Source organism: Afipia broomeae ATCC 49717 (genome assembly GCF_000314675.2).
GTDB lineage: Bacteria > Pseudomonadota > Alphaproteobacteria > Rhizobiales > Xanthobacteraceae > Afipia > Afipia broomeae.
Window position 1 is genome coordinate 339,033 of record NZ_KB375284.1, and the last position, 24,903, is coordinate 363,935.

Genomic DNA, 24,903 nt, shown 5'->3' on the forward strand with positions numbered 1-24,903 from the left:
ATCCGAGAAGTTAGAACGGACTGACCGAGAAATAGCGCAGCCATAAATCGGTGTAGCGGCCCTTTTCCCAGAGCCGGAACATCGCCCAGTTCAGCGCCTGCCGCAGCACGTCGTTGCCGCGCTTGACCCCGATTCCGACGCCCTCGCCGAAATACCGGCTCTCCGTGAAGGGGCCCCCGCTGAACGCGCAGCAGTCGCCGGAATCGGTTCCGTTGATCCAGAACGCCAGCGAAATCGCGTCGCCGAAAATGAAATCGACCTCCCCCCGGCGCAGCGCAAGGCGAAGCGCGTCGTCATTCGGAAAGCTGACGATCTGCGCGTCGGTGAACAGCGTCTTCAGATAGGCCTCATGGGACGAGCCCGCGATCGCTCCGACCTTCTTGCCCTCGAGATATTCCGGCCGGACCTCCGCCATCACAGCGTCCTTGCGCGACACGAAGCGCGCGGGCGAGCGGTAGTAGGGATCGCTGAAATCGAGCTTGGCGCGAAGCTGCGGCGTCACAGCCAGTGACGCGATGATCGCATCGCCGCGGTTACCGTTGATCGCGTCCACCAGCGTCTCGAACCGGCGCATCTGGATGGTGCATGCCACCTTGATTTCATCGCAGATCAGCCGGGCCAGATCGACATTGAATCCGGCCGGGTTGCCGTCCGGTCCCGTGAAGTTGAAGGGCGGATAGTCCGTCTCTGTCAGGAACCGGATGACAGTCAGACGCGACAGGTCGGGCCGATCCGGCCGGCGCCGCGGATCCCAGAATCCTGGCACAGCCTGAGGCGCTGCGGGCTGCGCAATGACCGCAGGCGAAGGCGACTGGGAGGTTGCTGGAGCGCCTTGCGCGAGTGCTGGCGGCACGAACCACGTCAGAGCAGCCCAGACGGCCAACCCGGCGGCTGCATGGACAGCGCCGCGCAATTGGACATTGAAGGAAGATACCATCTGTGGTTGCATTGACCCGGGGTTCCGCGTGTCGGGTCTTATAGACCATTCACAGGCGGATTCGAGTGCGTTTGTGGCGTGGGGTAGCGGTCTGATGGCCGTGGCTGGGCGGGCAAGCGAGGTTGACGGGGCCAGGCCGCAACGTTTCGCGAGCCTGACGGCGTCCGCCCGGAATCTCACGTCATACATCGCCGGACTGCTGGGGCCTCCACCCTCACAGAACGACAACCGGCCGGGGATACGCGAGCCCGGTCCAGCGGTGGAGCTCGATTGCCTGCGCCACCTGTTCGCCCCTTCCCTGATCGCCGCGGCCGAGCGGCGCAGCAACGAGATCGGGGTTGGCGCTGAACGGGTTCTGATCCAGTGGGGTGTCATCAGCGAAGACGCATATCTCGACCAGCTTGCCATCCATACCGGACTGCAAATCGAAACCCTCGACGACCTCAGCCTTGCTGACTGTCTCCTGCCCCATGACGGCCTTCACCTCTGCGCACGGCACGGCATCCTTCCCATCCGGCAGCGGGGGGAACTGGCGTATGTGTCCGCACCACACGGATACACCGCACGGCGCATCATCCGGCTGATCACGGAGTATCCATCTCTTCTCCCGCGCGTTCGGCTCGCGTCGACCGCACGGTTCAACGCATTTCTCGAAAATCAATCCGGCAATATCCTGGCCCGCACCGCAGCGGAAAACCTCGTCACGCGTTTTCCCCCGCTTTCAGCCGCACCGGTTCCAGCTTCGAGCAGCCGCCTGTTTCGTTTCGGCCGCCATCTTCTGCGGCTTGCGGCTCCCGTTGCGCTGCTGACGCTGGCACCCATGCTGGTGATCGACACCTTCGGCCTGATCCTCGCCATATGGTTTTTGCTGTTTACGAGTCTGCGGCTTGCGGGGTGTCTTTCGCCGCCCAAACGGCGGCGTCAGCGCCCCCGGCTGCCTGACAGTCAGTTGCCCATCTACACCGTGATCGCAGCGCTGTATCGGGAGGCCTCATCCGTCGCGCCGCTGATGCAGTACATCGGTGCGCTGGACTATCCTCCCGAAAAACTCGACATCAAGCTCGTCATCGAGACCGACGATCTCGGAACCCGCGCGGCGATCGCCAGGCTCGGACCTATGCCGCATGTGCAGGTCATCATCGCACCCGACGTGGGACCCCGCACAAAACCCAAGGCCCTCAACTGCGCGCTGAACTTCGCGCGCGGCACCTTCATCACGGTCTTCGATGCCGAGGACCGCCCCGAACCGGGCCAGCTTCGCGATGCGCTCGATGTCTTCCGGACCTATGGACCAGAGGTTGCCTGCGCACAGGCAAGTCTTTGCATCGACAACACCGCAGACGGCTGGATACCGCGGATGTTCACCGCCGAATACGCCGGGCAATTCGATGTCTTCCTGCAGGGCTTTTCCAATTTCGAAATGCCGCTGCCGCTCGGCGGCTCGTCCAATCATTTCCGCACCAGCGTGCTGCGCGAGGTCGGCGGCTGGGACCCCTATAACGTGACCGAAGATGCAGATCTCGGCTTCCGGCTCGCGCGTTTCAGGTATCGTTGCGTGATGTTTCCGTCGACGACTTATGAAGAGGCGCCAGCACGGTTCACGGCATGGCTACGGCAGCGCTCGCGATGGATGAAGGGCTGGATGCGCCCATGTCAACAACGCAGATTTATATTTGCATTCAGCAACTTCACCCCAACCAAGCCACATTGGCAGCCTGCTGTCGCAACGTAGTCGCAACAAATACCTAGAGCAATTTCGCCATGCCAAACCGACGACTTTCTAAAGACGAGCTCGCAACAGCAAATTCGATCCTAATCGAAACAAGAACCAAAATTGACTTAGCCAGCAAAGGCGATCGAGAACTCCGCTTCGCGCTGAACCGAAAATTAGCTAAGGAATTAACGTACGACGAGCGAAGCAAACCCGCCGCGCGCAAGAAACTTAAGGCAAAAAAGCGAGTTGCCCAAAGTGGAACATGTGCTGTGTGCAGAAATCAACTGCCCTTGACGCCGACCGTGCTTGATCGATTTCGCGCTGCCGACGGATACACATTTGAGAACACCCGATTGATTTGCCAGAGCTGCGACGCTCAAATTCAGATCGAGCGGGGATACTCTTAGATTTGAGCGGATTTCAATCGAGTAGAGGTAAAGGGACGGGCGCATTCCGTCGCCTTTGGATAACTAATGTTGCTTTTGGATCGAAGGGGCCGACCGTCCCAGAATACGATCATAGAACTCGATGCAGTAAGCATCTGTCATGCCTGCGATGTAGTCGCAAATTGCGCGCATTTTCCAACCGGTATCACCCGGGTTGAGATCGATTAAGGCCCGCCAATCTTCTGGCATAAGCAGGTAACCATCGTCCTCTCGCAGCTCCTTAAATATCTGCGCAATGATCGACCTGCCGCGGTTCTCGGCTGACTTCAGGCGCGAAGACATGATGACCGCATCGAATGCGACACTCTTCAAGATTTCTACGGCGATGAAAGCGTCAATATCCAGTCTTACTTTCGAAAGAGCCGGACATTTTTCATCGAGCTCTAAAACATTCACGGCGCGAACAAACCTGCCCACTAACTGCGAGGTAAATTCGGCGCGGAAGTAACCGTTTTTGCAAAGGTTGTCCGAAGCCGTCGAAATTACAGAGACAACAGCAGCATTGAATTCATCAAGAAAGATCTCTTCATCATCGCTTGTTGGATTATCGATGTTTAGAATGTCGGAGAAAATTGCGCGAAGCGTTGCGTTATACTCAATGATAGTAAATTCACGTTCTTGCGCCGGCAAATCAGAATAGGCAGCGTCAATTCGCGATTTGATCTGCGCGACCAAATCATTTTTTTGTGTGTCCGGCATCGCGATAATTGAAAGTGGACTCAAAAAACCGCCTTTGAAGGCGTCCTCAAGATCATAGGTCGAGTACGCGATATCGTCTGCGATATCCATTATCGAACATTCGATCGTCTTTATCGGCGCCTGAGCAAAGTCGCCTGCAACGTTCTGTCGAATTCGATCGACGAGATCGTGCTCAAGGAAGCAATATCCTTTGAAGGGCTTTTTATCGCTATTTGCCCTTCGGCGCGCATCGGCGTTGCGTGGGATTTCTTTGTCGTACTTTAGAATTGACGCCAAGGCTCGGTACGAGAGATTTAATCCGCGACGGCGATCGAGGCCGCCCACAAAGGGGTGCGGGCTGGCATCGCTTTGCGGATAATCGTCAGTTTGTTTTTTCTCCAGCCGAGCCAAAATTCGAAGGGTCTGCGCGTTCCCTTCGAAACCACCGTATTCCAGCATTTGAAGATCAAGTTCCGCCTCGCCGTTATGACCAAATGGCGGGTGGCCGAGGTCGTGTGCCAAACCGGCAAACTCAACCAGATCGGTATCGATGTTGTTTTGAGCAAAATATTCGTGATTATGATTGATCCGGATCGCAATGGATTTTGCGATCTGAGCAACCTCAAGCGAATGGGACATTCGATTTCGGAAGAAATCGTTCTCTTGACACGGAAAGAGCTGCGCCTTCCCCTGAAGTCTTCGAAACGCTGGCGAGTGAATCAAACGCGCATAGTCTCGGCGGAAGTCACTGCGGTACGGCTCTGTCGGCAGCGATGTGCTTGGCGTCCCGACTTCACGCTGGAAGTCTCTTTCAGCGTAAAGCGGCAGTGAATCCGCCTCAGCCTTACTTTGGCTTGACGCGGACGACGACCGTCTTGCCTTGGACGCCATGGATCTTCAGTTCACCTTTGCCTGTACGCGGCTCGCCGGTACGAATGCGAAGCATCGATGCGTGCGACTTCGCCGCCTCATCTCTTGCACCCTTGGTTGCTGCGGAGTCAACGCGGTCAAGGAGTTTGGTCATAGGTTATCTCCGATAATCCCACTGGAATCGCATGTACGGGTCGATCTAGGCCCCCTAGATTAACGACAGACAGGCTGCAGCGGGGATGGTGGTGGTACTAAAGCAGTGATTTGGGTAACGAATCAATAACGGCGATTCGAACAAGCGGGTTTGCTTGACATGCCTCGGAGAACTTTTCCCGTACGGCGTAAAGCCATCGCCAGAAACCATACAGGGCTCGCAGAAGAGGAAAACGTCTATCGGACCCAAACAGAGAGCAGCAGAGTATGGGGGCATGGGCGCCTGCCTAAAACGCACCTGTACGGCAAAAATAAAGTTGGGATGAGGCGCGATGATGACTTGCGTAGGTGCTCAGGTGAAGCACGGGCCGAATAGACCCGAATTAAATCTCTTTCAAAATCAGGTATATATGATCGGATGGGCAGCCTGCCTATCGGACTGCCGCTTAGGCACGCACGAGTGCCTAACAAGCGCGCGCACGGTATTGCTCTCCAAGGATCAGATCAAAGGTACAGCAGTCCGCGCACATGAAGAAGAAGCCGCCTTGCCTCGCTAAGGACAATAAGCGGACGGTAAGCAGAAAGGACGCTCGTGCCACCCTCTGTATCGACAAATCGGGGTTGAAGGACGGTCCGCGCGAGACCCCTCTAAATTTATGCAATTTCCGAGGATAGGCCTCAGCGATACCGCGGATCGGAGCGCGCATCCGATCTGCGTTGTCTATCCGACCTAGAGGGTTTTTGCAGATATTCAGCGTCGGCCGCGAGAACGCTGCTGCACCGCGCTGGGGCTGTCGAAACGCGCTCGCCTGCCCCAGCGCGCTTGCTCTTCCGAAATGACTACGATTGGATCATCAGATTGTGAATCTTCAAATTGGATAACAGATGGCCGCGATTTCAATCGACCGCGCACCCCGGCAAACCTTGACCTTTAACACGCCGAGCGACGTGCTTTCATTTCTTAACAGTGAATCCAGTTTCTGGGCATTCACGCAAAGTGAAGCAGCCAGACACCCGTATGGACCAGTGAACGAGACCAACAACCGATACAGCGCAAATTGGCAAACACCCATCAGAGAAGCGCTTCACAAGTGGCAACCGGACGATCACTCCTCGCAAACATTTCACGAAATCCGCGAGCGATTGCAGCAACGATTTGGAGAGCAAAAACGCCTCTCATCTCGGGATGCTGACGCAATCGCCGTCGCAGCTCTCGGGTCACAAAACCCACGAATGGCCGCCGTTGCACTAGCCACGATCGACGCGCCACAACTGATGTACACCGATGCAAATTTCATGTCGGTTCCAGAAAATCGGATTGGTGTGGCAAGAGGATTTGCAATCCTCGCCGGGTTTCCTGCGGGCCTGCCAGAAACGCTGCTTGCCTCTGTCGAAGCGAGCGTTACTGCAGCACAAGACGAGGTCGCTCGCAGCCGCGACGCAAGGGACCTGTCCGAACAAGAGTCACACGATCAGCGGGAGCGTATTCAGAGCGCCGCTAGTGACCAGCAACTCGCGCACGCCGAAGCTTTTGACACCGCAGAGAAAACTCGACAGTCCGAATTCGAATTACTTCGAAATGACCTTGCGGCTGTTCGGACTGCCTATGAAAATCGGATGCAACTGGAGGGGCCCGTTCGATATTGGGAGAGAAAATATAAATCACACCGAAATGCAAAGTGGGCGACTGCGGCAATTCTCATCGCCTACGCTCTCGGATCGCTCTATTGGCTGAATCTAACGTTTCAACAGGCAGCAGCTTATCTGCCTAAATTGAACAGTACCGATCCGTGGCCGCTACCGATCATCGTTCGTGAAGGTCTATTTGCCCTGGTCGTAACAACAGTCGTTTTTTGGATAGGTCGCGTCGTTTTGCGTGTCTACTTTAGCAATCAGCACTTAGCTTCGGACGCGGCCGAACGAATGACAATGGTTATGACGTTTCTTGCGCTCACCCGGAAAAAGCTTCTGACTGATGCGGACAGAAGCGCGATACTTGTGCCCTTATTCCGATCGGCATCAGATGGAATTGTGAAGGATGACGGAGCCCCAGACAATGCTCTCGCCTTACTAATGACCTCACTATCGAAGTCCAAAAACTAAAGCTGTTCCCAATGGCTATCATAATTCGACTAGCGATCTCGTTACGGATCGCTTGGCCTTTCGTGCAGTTTTCGGGAAGAGGGACTACCGTTATAGGCGTTGGGACAGCCGAATGAACAGACCTTTAATGTCCGTCACCCTCTGATGGATGATACCAAGGCGCCAACGCCACCTCACGCTGCTTCGTCAGCTTGATCAGATAAACGGACGGCTTATAGCGTTTCGTTGCACAGCGACGGCAACGGAAGGCCGCTTCAAGGGTCCAGATCGGTGTATCGCGGGCACGCCTAACGTCCTTCAACGGAATGCTCACTAGCGTTTCGCATCGCTTGCATTTGACCTCTAACCAGCCATACCCACCATTTAGGCATTGGGCGATCGTTGGAGATGGCTGCGCGGGGCCGCCGTAGCCCTCCATCTGCTCGGACCACAGAAGGCACTCCGCTGCGTCGCGCGCACGGATGGCCTTCGCAGCTTCCTCGCGTGCGTGTTGAACGCGAATCTTCGCCCCGCTAACGCGTGGGCCGAAGATGCGACTGCGCGAAGGACCACCCATGGCCCCATTATCTCTCGGCTTTAACACAGCGAGCAATGCCACTAGGGTTTGAGGCTAGGAACAACTGATCAGCCCTACCGGATGCGTCAATGTGCAATCTCTACTCGATGACTACGAATCAGAAGGCGATCCGCGATCTGTTCAAGGTCGATAGGGATTTCACCGGCAACCTGCCCGCTTTCCCTGCGATCTTTCCGGACAACGAAGCTCCCGTAGTCCGCAATGGCATTGGCGGCCGCGAGCTAATCCGAATGCGTTGGGGTATGCCGAGCCCTCCGCAGTTCGGCGGTGCCCCAATCACGAATATCCGCAACACCGGGTCGCCCCACTGGAGAAGATGGCTGAAGACCGAAAGCCGCTGCCTGGTGCCGTTCACGAGCTTTACGGAGTACGACGATAAGGCAAATCCGAAATCTCTGAAGGACGCCAACGGCAATCCGCATCGTATGGCTGGCAAAAAGGATGTAGTTTGTTTCGCACTTGATAACGACCGGCCGTTAGCTGCGTTCGCCGGAATTTATACGACGTGGAGCGGGACGCGTGGGACGAAGAAGGAACCGATAGAAGGCAATCACACCATCTACGGATTTCTAACCACCGAACCCAACGCGGTCGTCGCACCAATCCATGCTAAGGCGATGCCCGTCATTCTGACAACGGAGGAAGAGCGCGGCATCTGGATGCGGGCGCCATGGGACGAAGCCAAGGCGTTGCAACGGCCGCTGCCCGACGATGAATTGAAGATCGTCAAACGCGGGCCAGACAAAGAGGATGCGTTCGATCCAAACCAACCGCCGCCCGAGGATGAATACGGCGGGGGCGACTTTGCTTCGCTGGAGGCCGAGCCGTCTACAGACGATGACCAACCGCTCTAAATTGAAAGAGGCCGCCAATAGAGGCGGCCTTCCATCCAAGTTGCTTGTTAACGCCAACCGCGATGGCGACCGCGTGACCAGCCGTAATGATGTCCACGACCGCCTCGGCCCATGTGTCCACGTCCGCGACCATGACCGCCCTTGACGAGCGTGGTGTCACCTGCCGTTTGAGTAACTGCAGCTGGTGATCCAAATGGGATTGCAGAGGCTGGCAGCGCAGGCAGGACGGCGAGCGCGCATACTGCAGCGCCCATCAGAATTAGACGTTTCATCTTGAAAGCTCTCCTTGGCACGCGAGATAGCGGCGCGGGGTCAATCCTCTACCGGGGCATAGGTTCCTTGATCCCTTGCCAACCAAATTCGGGCGCACCCGGAATCTGAGCAGCCGGATGAAAAAAAGGCCGCCAACTCAGGCGGTCTGGGCGCTTCCTATGCCACGGGGACTTAGGTGGTCGGCCACCTAACTGCCGCAGCTTTCTGTTATAAGCGGCCATGCTCTATTTCATTGTCAAATGCGCCTTGTCCGGCATCATCATCGCGGTGGTGTCTGAAGTCGCGAAGCGCAGTCCGGCCTTTGGGGCATTGATCGTCTCGCTGCCGCTGGTGTCGCTACTGGGCATCCTTTGGCTTTGGCGAGATACAGGTGACGTTGCGCGGATCGCCGGTCACGCGGAATCCACGTTCTGGTACGTGCTACCGTCGTTGCCGATGTTCCTGGTTCTGCCAGCGATGCTGCGTTCGGGATTTAGCTTCTGGCCGAGCTTTGGCGGCGTGCTGTGCCTTGACGGTGGTGTTGTACTTCATCACCGCTTGGGCGCTGGCGAAGCTCGGCGGCATCAACCTCTAAGTTCAAAATAGGCCACTGCCAAAATCAAACTAGGCCACTAGGGGCTAAAACAGGCCAGTACCAACATTTAATCGGAACGAAAAGCGAACTCGGTCAAGCAGGAACTTGGCCTAGGCGCAGGACTTGAGTCACAATTCAGTTCTGTTGCGTAACCGGAGTATTGCTGATGGCCCCCCGCGCCAACTGGAAGGGTTTCCTCCGTCTTTCGTTAGTGACTTGCCCTGTTGCTCTCTATCCCGCTACTTCCGACGCGGAGAAGGTCAGCTTCAATCAGATCAACAAGAACACCGGGCATCGCATCAAATACAAAAAGGTGGATGCGGAAACCGGCGATGAGGTCGAGAACGACGACATCATCAAGGGCTATCCGGTTGATAAAGACACCTACATTGAAGTGAGCAAAGACGAACTCGAAAGCATCGCGCTTGAGTCGACCCGCACAATTGAAATTGATGAGTTCGTTCCAAAATCTGAAATCGATACGCGCTATCTCATCCGGCCGTACTACTTGGTGCCCGACGGCAAGGTTGGACACGACGCGTACGCGGTTATCCGCGAAACGATCCGCGACATGGGCAAGGTCGCATTAGGCCGCGTCGTCTTGACGAGTCGCGAGCACATCATTGCACTTGAGCCGATGGGCAACGGGCTCATGGGCAATCTGTTGCGCTATCCTTACGAAGTCCGCGACGAGAAGGAATACTTCGACGGCATTCAAGACGTGAAGGTTACCAAGGAAATGCTCGACTTGGCCCGGCACATCGTGAATCAAAAGTCCGGCGAGTTCGAACCAGAGAAATTTGAGGATCACTACGAGTCCGCGTTGATCGAACTCATCAACAAGAAGCGCGCCGGTAAGACGATTAGCGCGCCGACCCAATCTCGCACATCGGGCAACGTCATCGATCTCATGGACGCGTTGCGTAAGAGCCTCAAGGGCGAACCCAAGGCACCGCCCGCCGCCAAGCCAAAGAAGGGCAAGAAGCGCGTCGCCGGTCAGAAGGAAATGCTGCTCCCCATCAGCGGTAAGGGGACGGCCGCAGCCGCCGAACGCAAGAAGGCCGATAAGCCTGCGCGTTCAACCGCGCGGACGCGTAAGACGGGATAGGATCGCGCCAGCGATGAAAACGCCGCGCGACTTAGCCGATCGGATGCGCAAACAGCGCAACGACGGCTTTTTGCGTGAGACCTTCACACTGTCTCGCGCCGACGCGCGCGCAAAAGCGGCTGAGTTCTTCAGTCGCTTTCCGAAAGAAGCCTACATGACGTCCGTAGATAATTGGCGCGAGCTTCCCGGCGATCGGATCGAATTCACTATGAGGCGGCTTCCTAGCGCAGATTAGTACGTGGGGGAACGCATCCATTCTCTGCTAGATTTTTGTGTGTCGTCGGGCTTCTATGGTCAAACTACGATAATTCGCTTCAATCGCCCCGAAAGCCGTCCACATGTTGCGAAACGTATCGGTCGCGTTGCTGATCCTTGTCGTTTCGCCAGCCTTATCGGCCGAAGTGACGGGCCCCGCTAAGGTGGTTGACGGAGATACGGTGCAGGTGGGCACCCACCGAATTCGGCTCCAGGGCATGGATGCCCCGGAAACCGATCAGATCTGCCTTGGTCAGAGCGGTGAACGTTGGGCCTGCGGAGTTGCGGCGCGAGATCAGCTCGCAAAACACGCCGGTAATGGTCCATGGACGTGTCGTGGCACAGCCAAAGATCGCTTCGGCCGTCTAATAGCAACTTGCGAGGTAAACGGCGAAAACGTCCAGAAATGGATGGTTCGAAACGGATGGGCGCTTTCATTCGTCCGCTACTCTCACATCTACGACGCCGACGAAGCGGAAGCCCGAGCTGCGAAGGCAGGTCTGTGGGCGGGAGCATTAATCGCTCCTTGGGATTGGCGTAATCGAAACAAGAAGACGGTCATTTTGGGCTCAACTGAAATCCCCGCCGAGGCGCAGACTAAACTTCTAGCGGCAGTTTCAGCCGCGGGCGCGCCCGCACCCGGCTGCGACATAAAAGGAAACGTAAACCGAAGCGGCGCCTGCATTTATCATCAGCCCGGCGGGCGATGGTATGCGAAGATCAATATGGAGTTGAACGGCAAGCGTTGGTTTTGTTCTATTCAGGAAGCCGAAGCTGCGGGCTGCCGCGCTACCAAGCGATGACAATTTTTTGCAGCGTAGGAGGGGCTGAAGTTAAGCGCGTCGCATTTCGGTTATCCGCCGCGCCTTGGCCAAACGACGATGCTGACAGCAGAATATTTCAGGCCATTTGACGCGACCTACGATGAAGTAACCCATCTTATGCTTGAGGAAGCGGTGCGTCTTCCGCCGCCGGAAAGTGATTGGCTGTTGTGTCTAATCGTGGAGTTCTACCGTGAGCGTATGAAATGGAACAGTGACTCCCGATTTGCTTCTTATCAGCGGGCATGGAGCAAACTGGACAGCAAGTTTATGAGATTGGCTGCTGCGGCTTACCTTCACATCTCTTATGATTTGCCGCGCGTACTTGCAGATCAACAGCCAAGCATAGCGCCTTGGATCAACTTGTCTAGGGCACAGGCATTCTACTTATTCTTTAAACTAGATCCAATTTTTCCTACGGTGTTTTCGCGCATTGCGAAGGATCGCAAAATCGTTGGATACGTTGCGTATTTCGTTCGACCGATTTCTTCCCGGCTACTACGCTCCGTCTCGCATTGGGTACCGCTGCTACGTCGGGCCGCGTGGACACATGGTCAGGAGCTTGCAGCACGCAGCGATAGAAGATTTGTCGAAACAAAAATGCTGGAAGCCGTTACGCTCGCATTAGAGGACACGAGCAACCTGCCGTGGTCGGCGGGGCTGCTAACTCCGCCTGATGGTGCATTCGCTCCCGCCTTAGGCATGCCAGTGATATCGATGTCAGACATCGATAGATTTTGGATCGGCGTAGCTTCGCTTGCTACAATCCTAACAATAGTAGGGTCAGGCGCTACGCGATTTGCCAAAAAGGGATACGAGACGGGGCGGTTTATTGACGAACTTGGCCGCAGAACATTTGACTATGTCTCCGCCGCAGTCACTGACCCAGAAGGCTTTGACAATTACCGGCAGCGTCAATTGTCCGGTAACACCGCGGCTGAACGTGGACGTGCTTAAGGACTGCTCGTGTCAACTGTTCGATCTATCCGCGGTGCAGGGTCTTATAGACGTGGCCTGCGAACTCTTTGGAAAATGCCGATACAAAATCTCGGAAACCAATTACCTCTTGAAGAGATATCGTACCCTTCATTGGCTTGCCGTGCGCAATTCGATTGCGCAACTCGTTGAGCTCCTTCAGCGCTGCCTTAATGCTGGAAGCGTCTCGCTTCTGAACCATCAATCCTTCGAAAATATCAAATGCTCCTAAGCGAAGGAATAAGTGCTGGATGTTTCGATCACTTGGATTTCCCCAGCGATTGATCGTATTGCGATAAGATTTTTCAGCGGACGCAACCGATAGGGATTTGAATAATCCTTTCGATGCCAGCATGAACACTTCTTCAATATAGGTTTGGAGAAGCGCAGAGAGCATAAATATACAACTCTTGTTAATTGCTGCGCCAACACGCTCTCCGCCGGGCAGCTTGGGCGGTGCGCCCCGCCCACCTCCGTGTTGCAATTTGCGAACCTGAATCAGCTCATCGACGGATTCGAGATTCAGCGTTGGAAATCGAGGACGTATTGGCATTAGAGGCCGCCCATCAACAAACTAACAAAGTCAGTTCTCAATTTTCAGATATAATCCAAGGAGCGCAATACTATTTGCGCCCGCGGGCTATTGCTCTCTGATCTTGTACGATTGCGCGTAACCGATCCAATGATATTGGTGGGGTTTGTTTATGAACCATCCGGTGGCAATTCGCACATAGCACATTGACGTCATCGACCGTAGTTTTACGGCGACCTAACGACGTCGCTAGAAGATCCTTGTGATGGACCTCGATAAAATCTCGACCGAGCACGCCAAAGTCGTTTTCAAAATTGAAGCCGCAGCACTGGCAATTCACACCGAGCTTGGCTTTCGCGTCTGATACAAGCTTTGGGTTCCTTGCACTGACGATTACCTCTCGCTTGTACCGCTCGCCCTCTTCATATGCCTTTCTCTCTTCCTCCGGTCGCCCGGGAAGGGATTGCGCCTCTCTCAATAGCGAGAAACGCTCCAAAAAACGCGAGTACTGATCGGAATTTTCAGGGTAGAACCAGAATCGCTGTCCAATGAACCCTTTGTCAGTTCGGCTCGATTTAGCCGGAACTTCAAAGTCGCGCTGTTTAACTGGTATGGAATGAACATTGGAGAATCTTGTCTTGAAATTGTAGTTCCACCCCTTCCGTATGGAACGATTGCTAGGCTCCTGTGCCTCACGGAAAACCGTTGCGTTGTCGTACCATCCCACCACAGTCGGTCGGCGGGTTTGCGGGGCTGCCGCGAACCAGATTACCGTCACGCCGTCGATGCTATCCGATCCCGCCTTCGCGCCGAGGTTCTGAAGATTGATGCGATCTCCCTTCCCTTCAACAAAGCCGTAAGCGAAGCCCTTTTCGTTGGCAAAGTTTAAGCGCTCGTTAGCATAGCCATGTTTCTCCGGCTTAGTCATGGTGGCCGCGAATATTTCTTCGTTACGCTTTGCGTAAGTGGGCGCCCATACGACACGGCATAAAATTGTCGGCACTCTTCTCTCCAAATTGCTCGTTTATAATTGTTTCGCCGCAATACTAGCTCTTGGGTGTGAGGCATTGAGCGCGCGCGTTCGTAGCTCGCTTTCCCATTGCCCGGGCTTGAAACAAACTATCTGAAATACGCCGTCATCGTCCCAACGAACTTTAAGTACGGTACGGCTACCGCAACTGACCGTCAGCGTTGAAATCTCAGAGAAGGGCTGAGGGTCTTTAGGATGCGCGGCGAGATAACAGACCCCGATCTCGCTATGTCGCCATTCCATGACGCGCTTGCGCTCGCGGCCGATCTCAATGCTGCCTTGAGATGGACCCATCTGAGCTAGCCTCGTACCCAACTCAAGTAGGCGTTCTATGCGCGCCCGTTTCACCTCTCGCTCGGATTGCATCATGATCGGCCCAAACGGCGGCGGACGAGGCCGCCGCACCGGTTTATTAACCGGTTTTCATCGCGCGAGCGCAATGGCATGATCGATTGAGCGCTTCACCTGACGATCGGTGAACTTCGCGCCTATAAGGACGCGGATCACATCGCGTTCGTTTTTTAGATCGACGCCCATCGTGCGGAGAACAGCTGCCATACGCGGCGCAGGTGACGAGATGATTGATGCGGAAGATTGGTACGCTTTGACTGTGAAATCGCGTTGTTCAGTCTTAAGCATGAATGCGTTCTCTCTCTTTAGAGCCGGAAGTACACTTCCGGCCGAACCATTTCTCTGATATCACGGTAATCATGAAAAAGCAAACCGTGATATCAAAGAAAAAGCGCGGACCCGCGCCAACGGGAAAGGGAGAGCCGCAATTGGTGCGGATGCAGCCCGATCAGATCAACGCGGTTGACCGATGGCGCGCATCGCAAGAGGACGATCTATCCCGGCCGGAAGCGATCCGTCGCCTCGTTGACGTGGGGCTAAAGGCGAAAACGCCGAAATGAACGACAAGCTTCCGAGGATCCAGTCCGTTACCGTCGTTGGACCCACTACGTTACGAATCCATTGGCGAGTTCGTGGCGTTGCCGATGACGTCAATCTGTCCGAATGGATCGCGAGCGGTGGCGATACCCTGGCACCACTAAACGACGCGGAGGTCTTCGCGAAAGCGGCGGTTTCGAATTTCGGCGCCGCGGTATCGTGGGATGACGGCAGCGGGGACTTGTCGATAGATGCAGTTCAAATGAAGCGGTTAATTAGTCCGAAGACCACAAGAGCTGACTCATGGACCGCCGCCGCGTAGAACCACCAGAAGGAATGGACCCGGCCGTTGCCCGGTTCATCGAAGCCCTTGCGCGTTCTGTCGTGAGGCGCGAGATCGAAGCCGAAAGGCTTGCGCTCGACGACGGCCCGAGCCGTAGTATCGTTGACGGAATGTCCGACCGCCAACGCATAGAATCACCCGCCGACCGCGATCCTGTTCTTGCGCGGTTTATCGAGGCTCTTGCACGGGCCGCGGCAAGGCGCGATCTGAGCGAAAGTAAGCAACGAGAAAAGCTCTCCTCTATGAGAGCCGGTGTCGAAGCCGCGGGAGCCGGTGCGAGTAATCGACAACAATTACGCTCGCGTCATTTTTTGGCGACCTCAACGGAAGGCTGATAAAATTTCGCTAGCTTTGGCTCATTGCGCAAACATTCTGGCTGGTATTGCATCTCGATGCCGCAATTCAAAATTGGGGAGTTTTCGAAACGCTTCAGAACGCTTTCATGGCAATCGGCGAGCGAAATATCCGGCCGGGCTTTTTCGTCCCAAGATCGTCTGAATTGCTTTGGTACCCACCGCGGGTAGATATCCCGAACGCTTTCCACTTCACAATGCTGCATTCCCAACGGATCAGGGAAAACGTTCAATTTGGTCCAATCAATGATTAACGGATGCGGAATGCCTTCGGCCTCCTGTGCCATCCATTTGAGGGCGATATCGGACAGTCTGGATTCGGTCTCGGGGTAACTTCCACCTATGTCCGAGTGATTTCCGGCGAACCAAGTTTGAACTAACCAATCTGCCGGAGCATTCTTCATGTCTTCGTTCTTGCCCCAGCCCACCCGAGCGAACGTTGCGCGTCGTTCGTCGATCGCTTGCGCATGGCGCGCGTATCGAACACGAGGGTCAAGGAATCGATCGTAGAATGCAAACCGCCAAGCCGCCCAGTGATAGTTGCGATTCCCCTTGTCAGGGAAATCGCAAATAACTTTCACACGCGTCCGGTAGAGAAAAACGAGCAGCGTGCCTAAACTTATTGACGCGATAACGAAAACAGAGCGCCAATACTCAAGGGGCGACAGCGAGCTTACGATCCAGCCTGCGCCCATGATGAGGCCAATGACAACCAGCGCGGCGAAAGTGAGCAACGCAAATCTCTTGACCCCGGTCACACCCAGCGCTGCAACAGTGTCGAAAACGCCAATGAAATAGGGAACAATGTTCCCACGGGCGTTCGCAATTGGATCATCTTGCGTTTGATATTTCACTCGGAAGCGGCGGGCTTGTTCCTCGCGCTCATCTTCATATTTTGCGCGCGGATGCCCGGCGCCGTGTTCGTATACCGTGTGCACGGCCTCATCGACTATTGCACGGAGTGCCTTTCCGGCTCGCGGTATTGGGTTTCCTTGAGCATCCCTTGTCGGGACCCCGCACAGGTTCATCACGCCTGCGAGGCTTCTTACCGTGTAAGCGCCGCGGCTGAAGCCAAAGAGGAAAATATGATCGCCAGGTTCGTAGAACTTCAAGATCGCCTCGTAACCGTCAGCAACATTGTTTGTTAGGCCGGTGCCAAGAGCGGATCCCAGTATCTTCCGAATTGCGGTGAAGGGGCGCAGCCACGCAGGGCCGCTGATTTCAGCAGACCCAAGACCGGTTTCGTAGAAAGCTATTTGCTTCGCCGGATCAATATTGCTGTCCGGACCGGTCCGAGTAGCTCTGTAGAGCTTGTAGACGTTACTTAGTCTTTGATCGGGCCTCAGACCGCCAGCTTGCCCTGTCCCATCTGAAAAGATCAAAATATTCTTTGCCATAGGCTTTCTCCAAATGAGAAAGCCTATCTGAGTCGCGGCGCGAACGGCTACCAACGCCCCCCGGCGCCCGTCCAAGGGGCGCCAGCATCAGGCGATGATCGGCCGGTTGATCCCGGCCCGTTCGCGTTCAACGTGCCCGACAGCTTCGCCGCCGACTTCGCTCCTTCAACGGCGCGCAGCAATTCCGTCCCAGCTTCCACGCGGACGGTAATGGTCGCTTCGCCCTTCACGTCGGCGCTGCCGGTCAGTTCGGCCTTTACGTTGCCGTCGCCCAGCACCGGGATCCCAAGCCGCTCGCGATCGTCATTGAACGATCGGCGGAAGGCATCATTCATCGACCCGCCGCGCTGCTTCCGCATACGGTTGCCGCTTGTCATGCCTTCGGATTGGCGTGTTTGATCGTACATCGCCCAAAGGCCGAAGGCACCGCCAGCAGCGCCCGCGATCCACGGGAGCGCAGCAGAGGCCGCGCCCCATCCGCTGACGCCCGCTGCTGTCGTCGCCGCCGTCGCAGCCGTGACCGCCTTTCCGCCGTTCAGCGTAGCTGCCGCGCCGGTCAGGGCTGCGGCCGCTGCGTCAAGCGCGGCCGCCGAAGCCGTCAGCCCGCCGCCCGTGGTCAGTAACTGGAATAGCTTGTAATAGCCGTAGCCCTTCGCTGCGTAACCCGCCGCACCCAGCCCGATCGCCCCCGCGGCCAACACCCCGCCGTGGCGTTCGGCCATCCACTGGGTAGCCGAGCCTGCCCAATCCATACCGTCGGTCAGCAGGCCGCCCTTGCCGTCCTTGTCGAACGCCCGGCCTACAGCCGTTTCGAGGTTCTTCACCGCGCCTTCAAACCGGCTTACCGCGCCATCGAAGCCCGCCATCCGTTCGTCGGAAATGTTTTTCGCGTAGCCGTCGGCGCTGCCGAGATCCTTGACCATCTTCTTGAAGGTTTCGGGATCGCCCAGCGCGGTCGCGATGCGGCCGCCCTGCTTGGCGCCGAAGACCGCGTTGGCAAGCTGAAGGTTGCCGGGGATCTTCGTCATCAGATCGGCGATGTACGCGTTCACATCGATGCCCTGCATCGAAGAACTGCGATATCGGTTCGCCATTCCGGCGATGCTGCGCTTGCTCTTGGCGTCATCGCTGCCGAGCGTGTCGCCCAGCACGGACATAACGGCCGGGGTAAACTTGGCCGGATCGGAAATCAGATCCTTGTTGCCGAAAATTTTGCCAAGCCCGGCTTGCGCTTCCTTGTTCAGCTTGACGCCGTACTGCGCCGCGACGTTCTCGACAAACGGCGACAGCGCGAGGCTGTCGGGGTTCTTCTGATAGTTCTTGAAGTTCAACCCATTCGCCAACATGGCTTCCTTCGCGCCGCGCGTCGGCGACTGCGCGGCCGCCATCAGCGCGCGGAAGGCGACGCCGCTTTCGTCGCCGCCCATGTTGGCCTTCTTCGAAATGCCTGCGAACGCCAGCAGCGTTTCCTCGCTGACGCCGGACATGCGCGCAGGCGTGGCGCCGTATTTGTACGCCTGCGTAATGTCTTCCGGCGTCATGCCGGAAATCTTCGCCGCCTTCACCTGAACGTCAGCGGTGCGCGTGGCCGATGCCAGAGCGGCGTCAAGGGTGCTGATATCCTTCTTGAAGCCGAACAGCGCGCCTTCCATCTGCTTGACGGCATCGGGAAGCTTCAGATCCAACGCCATGCCGAGGTTCGCGGCTGGCGTCATCATGCCCATAATCTGCCCTTTGTTCAGGCCGCGGGCTGCAAGCTCGCGCTGCGCCTCCAAAACCTGAATGTCGTTGAACTTCGTCGTCGCGCCCATGTGGATTGCTTGGTTCACAAGCGGCGCTTGCTCTGCGTCCGTCAGGCCCATAACGGCCTTGCCGAAACGGCGCTCCTTATCAAATTCGCGGTAGGTGTGCAGCGTCGCTTTCGCGCCGGACTTTACGCCATGCGCCGCCATGGCGCCGCCCGCGGCCAAGGCCGATCCCATCGCCAGCCGCCGGGCCGAAGACCGTTCCGACCGTTCCTGCGCCCGCCCCTGCGCCAGCAGCGCTTGATTGGTTCGCTCGACAGCGGATCGAAGCCGCGCCTGATGCGTCGCCGCGGACCCGACGTTGATCCCCATGCTTTCGATCGCGCGCTTGTTGCCGATCAATACGTTCTTCTGGCTTTCGTAGGCGCGGCTCGCGGCCGCGACGTTCTGCTGCGCGCGCTTGAACGCGCGCTCCATTTCGCGCGAAGGCTCTTTCGTATTCGCCATTTCGCGGGCGAGATTGCGGACTTCCGCCTGCGCCTCGCGGAAGTTCTTGCGCGCCGTCGCGAAGCCGCCGCGAGACAGATCGAACTTTTCGATCGTCTTCATTTGCGACTGAACGGCCTGCAACGCCTTGTTCATTTTCTCGACTTGCTCGCCAGCCTTCGCGGCCTTGCCGATGCTGTCGATCTTCTTTGCGATCTTGTCGAAGACGCCGCTTGTGCGGTCTTCGGCGCTAATCACCGCACGCGCTTCGATTATACGAGCCATCGCTACCTCTCCTTTCGAAAGTCCAAGTCAGGTGGCCGCCGCGATCGGTGCTGCATGCGGAAGGAAAACAAGCTCTGTTTCGATTGGACGTTCAGTAGTCGCGTCGTTGCGGGCGCTGAGTTTCGCTAAGCAGTCGCGAGCGCTACGAAGGCGATCGCCATCCCAAGCGAACCCAGGACGATCCGGGAAGGGTAGCCGGACCGCCTTGAAAAGCGATTGAGGTATTTCAGCGCGCTCGGCCGGATTGAACGAAACCGAGCGATACAACTGCTGACGACAAACGTGCCAGCCCGCGCCTGTCCGCAGGACGCCGCGCCCCTCGCCCTGATCCTCGACGCTGTCTTGGTCGCCTAGGAGATGCCCGTTGTCGTTCTTCACCCAAAGCAAAATATTCTCAGTCCCAAGATCTTTTCGCGGCATCGCTACCTTGCCGCGGGCCAACTGCTCAGCGCTAACAAGCGGAACAAGATCGTCCGGCAAGCAGCCGTTGATTTTCGCATCCTCGACGGCCGCCACTGAAACATCGCGGATCAGCGCAAGCAAAACGTCGTTTGCTTTTGTCAGATCCGCTCGAATGCGCTTAGCAAGAATGGCATTTGCTTTTTGTTGAGCATCGTAACGTTTGCGGATGTTGCTGTCGGATTCAGCTTCCGTGGCCGCCGCAAACTCAGCTTCAAGGTTGGCGATGAGCTTTGACAATCGTTCCAGTTCGGTCTCGTTTGCATCCCGCTCTGCTTTCCAGCCAGCGTAATCACTCAACGACGAAGCAATGGCGGCGCCTTCGCGCGCCGCTAGCGGCAGCTTCGCTTCCTCAGCGCTTGCAAGCGTCGCTCGCGCCTCGTTCAAGCGAGATTCGATTTCGGTCTTCTTTTGCATTACGCACTCCGTGGTTTGGTGACAACGAGGCCGATTTCTGAGTTCACGGCTCGAAGTTGCTGCGCTTCCGTTTCGAAGCCTTTGAGAAGGCCCGCGGCTTCTTCGGGATCCACAGACGTGCTGACGGCGAGAGCAAGTGCCACTTTTTGGCGGCCTTGCGCTTCGGGTAATGCCAGTATCTGCTTGATGCGACCTTGGGCGGCCTTCAGACCCCCATCAGAAATCGCCGTGGATTCACCTTCCGCTCGCCCCTTTGCATGGGCCGCGGCCGTTAGTCGATCAAGATCGGCTTGGCTGTAAACGAGTGCAGGCTTCGGTGGAGCCAGCTCCTTCTTTGGAATTTCCTCCAGAGCGCTCTCGAAACTGCCGACAGCATCGGCAAGGCCGATCGCAACCGCGTCAGCCCCGATGAAGGTTCGCGCTTCCGTCGCGCGAATACTTTCGACGGTCATTGACTTCCGGCCCTTTGCCACGCTGGCAACAAACAAATCGTAGAACCGATCAATTTCGGCTTTCAGTTCGGCCTTCACTTCGGAAGTCAGCTTTTCATACGGGTTGCCGTCCACCTTCCGCGCGCCCGCGAAAATCAGCGTGGGAACGATGCCAGCTCTTTGCAATCGGCCTGAATGATCGGTGTGCAACATGACAACCCCGATGCTGCCACTGATGCCCGAGGACGTCGTGATGATCTTCGTCGCGGCCGAAGCGATTGCATAACCGGCGGAGGCGGCCATGCCGTTTACGACAGCGTATACGGCCTTGCTCGCCGCCGCCGCCTTCACAACATCAGCGACTTCGAAGGCGCCGACTGCCTCGCCGCCCGGCGTGTCCATGTCCAGTATAATCGACCTTACGTCGCCGTCACGGGCGGCAGCGCTGATCTGATGCTTCAGACCTTCGTAGGAAGTCATCCCCGAATAGGATCCGATCCAGCCGCCGCGGTTAACAAGCGACCCTAAAACCGGAATGACCGCTACGCCCTCTGGCGTAGTTCGATAGGGCTTACGGGTGCGCTGATCCTTCGGATCGGCGACGTGCTCTCCGACAAACTGTGACGCCTCGCGGGAAGGCTTACGGAGACCCGGGCTTACAGACTGGTCCCCTGCAAGCTCCGTGGCATCTATGCCGATCCGGCCGTCAAGGACGCCAGCAATCAGCGCGAGCTTATCGGGCAGGATCATGAGGGGGCGGTTCAAGACCCGATCGGCAATATGGAGAAGTTGGGACATGTTAGCCTCACATCTGATTGAGGCTATGAAATCGAACCCCCACGGGTCCGGCAAACGCCCAAACGCGCAAACGTCTCACCCGAAGTAAGTTTAACGCTCAAATGTCTCATCGATGGGATCCGCTTTCGGATCACGGGCGAGAAAATCCAAGAAAGGCGCTTTCGAGATGTGCCAACGCTCACGTATCAAAATTGCAAAGCCGCCCGGTTTATCTACCGGATTGTCGTTGCACCACCGGTTGACCGTGGATTTTGAGCATTTCGCTAGTTTCGCCGCCTCTCCGGGCTTGATCAGATCGGAAAGGCCACGATCGGGCCGCGCCTCAGTTAGCGGCTGCGCGCGTTCGCGCGCCAGCCGGTGAAATATTTCTTGCAGAGCGGCAAAATGCTGTTCCGCAACCGCAAACAGCGCGATCGGATCATCAGTGTCCACGGGCATCTGCGCGCCTATCAAGTTTCGGAATCCGATCCGCTGCCGCCGTTTCTGTCGGACACGCTGCGTAATAGTTGTACCGGTCACGCCTTCGGCTCACGCGAACCTCTCCACGAGCCATCAGAACGGCCAGCGCGCGCCGCGTGGCGGATCGCTGGGACCGGTTCGACCACCATCGAATCCCCAATCGAGAGTTGAACGGCGAGCGCCCCCAGTAAGCAAAATTCGCTAGTTCGATGGAGGTCATGGGGCCGTATAGGCGCAGGCCGCGCTTGATCGAGGCTCTTAAACCCAGTCGCGGTGCAACCTCGATTGTGCACCTTCGAAGTCGAAATCGAGCAAAGGCAGGCATTTCTTGCGTCCAAAACCAAACTAAAGTGGAAATCTCAGAATCCCAAATATCCTCAACGGCCGGGCCGACCTATCGCCGCACTGGATCGCTTCTTTCGTACGGTCCCTAAAAGTTCTGGCACCGGGTGCCCGGCGCGGCGCTAAGCCCGCTCCCGTTTCGGCATCCGTTGATCGTAGATGTGTTTCCATTCTTTGCTCCAACCCCAACAACCCCAATTGGGCCTGTTGGGCATCATGTTGGGCATTGGCCAAGCCCAATCCCCCAACCCCAACTAGGCCCCCCTTTAGGGGGGGCCGTTGGGTCTGTTGGGGGTGGCCCCTGACCCCAACGCAATTTTCTTATCGTCGAACGCAATCAGGTCCGCATCGCGCAAGCGAACGAGGATCTTTCGGAACTGTTCAGCCGTGCTATCGGCGGACTTTCCCTCGATCAAGCCCTGCTCCCTTGCCGCAGTAAGACATGAGCGTCGATCCGCGATGCTGTCAGTCGCTTTTTCAGCTATCAAAGACAGAACGCGTTCGTCGCGCGACGGGCCGCTGTCGGGCATCGGCTGATCCGTCTCGCCATCGTCCTGTACCGCGGCAATAACGCTCTCGGCGTCCGCGTTCGGCGCGTCTCGATACTCAACGGGCACAAGCCTGAAATATAGCGCTTGCTCTTCCGACACAGCGTTGGCCTTGTTGACGATCAGGCGCTTACCTCGTTCTTTTCCTCGTCCTTCAACGCGGAGCTCTAAGTCCACGCCACCGATTAAAGCCGTCGAACCACGCATATCGCTTCCGCTCTTTCCCGCATGATGGACGAAGAGGATGGCTGCACTCGGCACGTGCTCGGCCAGACGTGTTAAACCTTCGACCACCGTTCCCATATCGCGCGCGCTGTTCTCGTCTAGGCCCGGCATGCAGCGCGCAAGCGTGTCGATCACAATCAATACGGGGCACGACCTTTCGTTTTCGCACACTTGCAGAATGCGTTCAGCTAGCTCTTCCACCTCCGCATGATTGGCTAGATTTGGTCTGGCCTTTGCGAGGTAGAGCGGCGCTTTGCGCCGCTGTATAGCGAGTAATCTTCGAGACGCTTCGGCGTATCGTTCTGCTGCAACGTAAATAGCAGGTCCCGCCATGACCTTGCGCCCCAGAAATGGGCGCCCTTCAGCAACGCAGGTAAGAAGCAGATGAGATACCGCTGATTTGCCGTCGCCCGCTGGCGCGACGAGCGCCACGATCTCGCCCACGGCGATCAAGCCTTCAACAACCTCTTCCCGCGGCGGCCGCTCAGGTAAGTTGTCTAGCCGATGAAGCGCTATCGGAGGGCTGCGCCTCGGGGGCTTGAGTGGTATCGGGTCAGCCATGTTCAGGCGGCCCCGCCCGCAGAGCCTTTCAACTCGCGAGCCGGGGGCAGATTTTTTAGGAACGCCCTATAGTCCTCATCAAGAACAATTGTCCGCCGACCAAGCTTTTTGGCAACTAGCTTGCCGTCAGCGATCGCTTTAAAGATCGCGGTCCTATTGAGCGTTCCTTCATCAATCAATTGATCGATTGTATGAGCGGTTCTAGGCATAATGACCTCCTGCTTGCAGAACGTCGATGCGTTCCGTTCCGTGCACGAGGTCGAATTAGGCTCAAGGTACGCTATTGTCGTCCGGCGATCCGGCAAAATTACCAGAAATGAACTTCCGGAATGCCGGAAAACGCGAGGATCATAACCGCTTAGACGGAGTGATATTTTTTATCGAGACGCTTGTAGAATTCAGATTTCACTGGGAACTCTTCGAAGCGCTTAGCAACTTCCTCGTAGAGCTTTGCTCGATTGTAGTTCGGCCGCCGCCTTAACAGCTGATACTCGTCGTCAGTCGCCTTCCAGATTTTGCCCCAATCGTGTTTCCGACGCCCATCGCAAGAAGCTAACTTCATCCTGCCTTTCGCCGCAAACACGCCCTCCTCGCGTTCCGGCAGAAGATTTATTTCTATGTTAGTTGGTACCACGCAGTACGAATAAACCCATTCGCTAGTATCGTATCTCGCATCGTCTAACCTGCCATCGACGCCTACCCCGTCGCGGAATGCTTCACCAGTGATTTGAAGATGCTGCCGGTCTTGCGGATCAATAATTTCAAACGGCGCCATCCTTGATCCGAGACGCCCTTCTATTTGAGCATATCCAAGTATCAAGGCGCGCTCAAAGCGAGCATCCATTTCAGTTATCAATTCTTCAACAAACGGAGCCACGGCGCTTTCGATGATGGGCCGCAAAGACCTAGGTAGACCAGAACTCGCCAATGTGTTCCGCAAAAAGGTTTGTGGGTTTCCGGCAGTCCATATCGCGAGGCTGTTATCTCCTTCAAAATTGTCCAGCCAAAATGTTCCAGAAATCGCCTCGATCGAGAGTGACACTGGTCCAAAGGCAACGACAATCTCGAAGTCGTTGCGCTGCTCAATCGAGCCGGATATCTGCTTTCGCAGCAGAACGCTTCGTGCCAAACTCTCAAATGAAGCGCTCCATTCTTTCGAGCCGACTAAGAACTCCGGTGCGAAATAGAACGGCGCTCTATGATAGGGCAGCCGGATCGTCTTATCGACTTTTGCCATATCGGACCTCCTACGTCCGGTGTGGTTTG

At 56.5% G+C, this 24,903-nt stretch carries 25 protein-coding genes; 10 read left to right on the plus strand and 15 right to left on the minus strand.

What is annotated here, in order from left to right; translation table 11 throughout:
* Positions 1–10: 10 nt before the first annotated feature.
* Positions 11–949: a transporter substrate-binding domain-containing protein gene (locus tag HMPREF9695_RS21095; protein ID WP_006022932.1), complete on the minus strand. Its 939-nt coding sequence runs from the start codon at positions 947–949 to the stop codon at positions 11–13.
* Positions 950–965: 16 nt separating this feature from the next.
* On the opposite strand from HMPREF9695_RS21095, the gene HMPREF9695_RS21100 reads away from it, so the two are divergent.
* The gene (locus HMPREF9695_RS21100; protein ID WP_245258801.1) at positions 966–2,669 is read left to right on the plus strand and encodes a glycosyltransferase family 2 protein; all 1,704 of its coding nucleotides are present in this window, start codon (positions 966–968) and stop codon (positions 2,667–2,669) included.
* Between the two features lie 452 nt (positions 2,670–3,121).
* Here the strand turns inward: HMPREF9695_RS21100 and dgt are convergent, their stop codons facing one another.
* Both dgt and HMPREF9695_RS21110 read right to left on the minus strand, forming a co-directional pair.
* Positions 3,122–4,666 carry a dGTP triphosphohydrolase gene (dgt, locus tag HMPREF9695_RS21105; RefSeq protein ID WP_083875214.1) on the minus strand — a complete coding sequence of 515 codons (1,545 nt, stop codon included), beginning with the start codon at positions 4,664–4,666 and terminating at the stop codon, positions 3,122–3,124.
* Positions 4,620–4,799 carry a hypothetical protein gene (locus tag HMPREF9695_RS21110; protein WP_006022935.1) on the minus strand — a complete coding sequence of 60 codons (180 nt, stop codon included), beginning with the start codon at positions 4,797–4,799 and terminating at the stop codon, positions 4,620–4,622. The genes dgt and HMPREF9695_RS21110 overlap by 47 nt, the downstream gene beginning before the upstream one ends.
* An 884-nt stretch (positions 4,800–5,683) precedes the next feature.
* On the opposite strand from HMPREF9695_RS21110, the gene HMPREF9695_RS21115 reads away from it, so the two are divergent.
* The 7 genes from HMPREF9695_RS21115 (at position 5,684) to HMPREF9695_RS21155 (ending at position 12,320) form a co-directional block, all read left to right on the plus strand.
* A complete protein-coding gene (locus HMPREF9695_RS21115; protein WP_006022937.1) occupies positions 5,684–6,901 on the plus strand; it encodes a DUF6161 domain-containing protein in 1,218 nt (405 codons plus the stop codon).
* A gap of 645 nt (positions 6,902–7,546) precedes the next feature.
* Positions 7,547–8,332, plus strand: coding sequence for an SOS response-associated peptidase (locus HMPREF9695_RS21125; protein ID WP_006022939.1), 786 nt, complete (start codon positions 7,547–7,549; stop codon positions 8,330–8,332).
* A gap of 492 nt (positions 8,333–8,824) precedes the next feature.
* A complete protein-coding gene (locus HMPREF9695_RS21135; RefSeq protein ID WP_006022941.1) occupies positions 8,825–9,190 on the plus strand; it encodes a DUF3147 family protein in 366 nt (121 codons plus the stop codon).
* A gap of 155 nt (positions 9,191–9,345) precedes the next feature.
* Positions 9,346–10,287, plus strand: coding sequence for a non-homologous end joining protein Ku (ku, locus tag HMPREF9695_RS21140; RefSeq protein ID WP_006022942.1), 942 nt, complete (start codon positions 9,346–9,348; stop codon positions 10,285–10,287).
* Positions 10,288–10,300: 13 nt separating this feature from the next.
* Positions 10,301–10,522: a hypothetical protein gene (locus tag HMPREF9695_RS21145; RefSeq protein ID WP_006022943.1), complete on the plus strand. Its 222-nt coding sequence runs from the start codon at positions 10,301–10,303 to the stop codon at positions 10,520–10,522.
* Between the two features lie 103 nt (positions 10,523–10,625).
* Positions 10,626–11,345 (plus strand): thermonuclease family protein, encoded by a 720-nt coding sequence (locus HMPREF9695_RS21150; protein ID WP_006022944.1) that lies wholly within the window; start codon positions 10,626–10,628, stop codon positions 11,343–11,345.
* 78 nt (positions 11,346–11,423) lie between these two features.
* Positions 11,424–12,320, plus strand: a complete 897-nt coding sequence (locus HMPREF9695_RS21155; protein ID WP_041713010.1) for a hypothetical protein — start codon at positions 11,424–11,426, stop codon at positions 12,318–12,320.
* 25 nt (positions 12,321–12,345) lie between these two features.
* Here HMPREF9695_RS21155 and HMPREF9695_RS21160 read toward each other — a convergent pair whose 3' ends face one another.
* From HMPREF9695_RS21160 to HMPREF9695_RS21170, 4 genes are all read right to left on the minus strand, one after another.
* Positions 12,346–12,891 (minus strand): HEPN domain-containing protein, encoded by a 546-nt coding sequence (locus HMPREF9695_RS21160; protein ID WP_006022946.1) that lies wholly within the window; start codon positions 12,889–12,891, stop codon positions 12,346–12,348.
* Positions 12,892–12,961: 70 nt separating this feature from the next.
* Positions 12,962–13,873 (minus strand): HNH endonuclease, encoded by a 912-nt coding sequence (locus HMPREF9695_RS21165; RefSeq protein WP_006022947.1) that lies wholly within the window; start codon positions 13,871–13,873, stop codon positions 12,962–12,964.
* A gap of 21 nt (positions 13,874–13,894) precedes the next feature.
* Complete coding sequence (locus tag HMPREF9695_RS26735; RefSeq protein ID WP_006022948.1) at positions 13,895–14,194, minus strand: hypothetical protein; 300 nt, start codon at positions 14,192–14,194, stop codon at positions 13,895–13,897.
* Between the two features lie 129 nt (positions 14,195–14,323).
* The gene (locus HMPREF9695_RS21170; RefSeq protein WP_006022949.1) at positions 14,324–14,539 is read right to left on the minus strand and encodes a hypothetical protein; all 216 of its coding nucleotides are present in this window, start codon (positions 14,537–14,539) and stop codon (positions 14,324–14,326) included.
* A 2-nt stretch (positions 14,540–14,541) separates the two neighbouring features.
* Between HMPREF9695_RS21170 and HMPREF9695_RS21175 the strand changes: the two genes are divergently transcribed.
* On the plus strand, positions 14,542–14,811 hold the full coding sequence (locus HMPREF9695_RS21175; RefSeq protein ID WP_245258802.1) for a hypothetical protein: 270 nt from the start codon (positions 14,542–14,544) through the stop codon (positions 14,809–14,811).
* Positions 14,812–15,091: 280 nt separating this feature from the next.
* Positions 15,092–15,466, plus strand: coding sequence for a hypothetical protein (locus HMPREF9695_RS26480; RefSeq protein WP_157224006.1), 375 nt, complete (start codon positions 15,092–15,094; stop codon positions 15,464–15,466).
* On the opposite strand, the gene HMPREF9695_RS21185 is transcribed toward HMPREF9695_RS26480, so the two are convergent.
* The 8 genes from HMPREF9695_RS21185 to HMPREF9695_RS21220 form a co-directional block, all read right to left on the minus strand.
* Positions 15,436–16,881, minus strand: a complete 1,446-nt coding sequence (locus HMPREF9695_RS21185) for a T6SS phospholipase effector Tle1-like catalytic domain-containing protein (protein WP_006022951.1) — start codon at positions 16,879–16,881, stop codon at positions 15,436–15,438. The two genes, HMPREF9695_RS26480 and HMPREF9695_RS21185, sit on opposite strands and share 31 nt — an antisense overlap.
* 47 nt (positions 16,882–16,928) lie before the next feature.
* Positions 16,929–19,397 (minus strand): phage tail tape measure protein, encoded by a 2,469-nt coding sequence (locus HMPREF9695_RS21190; protein ID WP_006022952.1) that lies wholly within the window; start codon positions 19,395–19,397, stop codon positions 16,929–16,931.
* A 27-nt stretch (positions 19,398–19,424) separates the two neighbouring features.
* Positions 19,425–20,273 carry a hypothetical protein gene (locus HMPREF9695_RS21195; protein WP_006022953.1) on the minus strand — a complete coding sequence of 283 codons (849 nt, stop codon included), beginning with the start codon at positions 20,271–20,273 and terminating at the stop codon, positions 19,425–19,427.
* A complete protein-coding gene (locus HMPREF9695_RS21200) occupies positions 20,273–21,502 on the minus strand; it encodes a S49 family peptidase (protein ID WP_006022954.1) in 1,230 nt (409 codons plus the stop codon). The genes HMPREF9695_RS21195 and HMPREF9695_RS21200 overlap by 1 nt, the downstream gene beginning before the upstream one ends.
* 90 nt (positions 21,503–21,592) lie before the next feature.
* On the minus strand, positions 21,593–21,934 hold the full coding sequence (locus HMPREF9695_RS21205; protein ID WP_157224007.1) for a hypothetical protein: 342 nt from the start codon (positions 21,932–21,934) through the stop codon (positions 21,593–21,595).
* 635 nt (positions 21,935–22,569) lie between these two features.
* Positions 22,570–23,637: an AAA family ATPase gene (locus tag HMPREF9695_RS21210; RefSeq protein ID WP_041713016.1), complete on the minus strand. Its 1,068-nt coding sequence runs from the start codon at positions 23,635–23,637 to the stop codon at positions 22,570–22,572.
* Between the two features lie 2 nt (positions 23,638–23,639).
* Positions 23,640–23,846, minus strand: a complete 207-nt coding sequence (locus tag HMPREF9695_RS21215; protein WP_006022957.1) for a hypothetical protein — start codon at positions 23,844–23,846, stop codon at positions 23,640–23,642.
* 149 nt (positions 23,847–23,995) lie between these two features.
* The gene (locus HMPREF9695_RS21220) at positions 23,996–24,874 is read right to left on the minus strand and encodes a hypothetical protein (protein WP_006022958.1); all 879 of its coding nucleotides are present in this window, start codon (positions 24,872–24,874) and stop codon (positions 23,996–23,998) included.
* Positions 24,875–24,903: the final 29 nt, after the last annotated feature.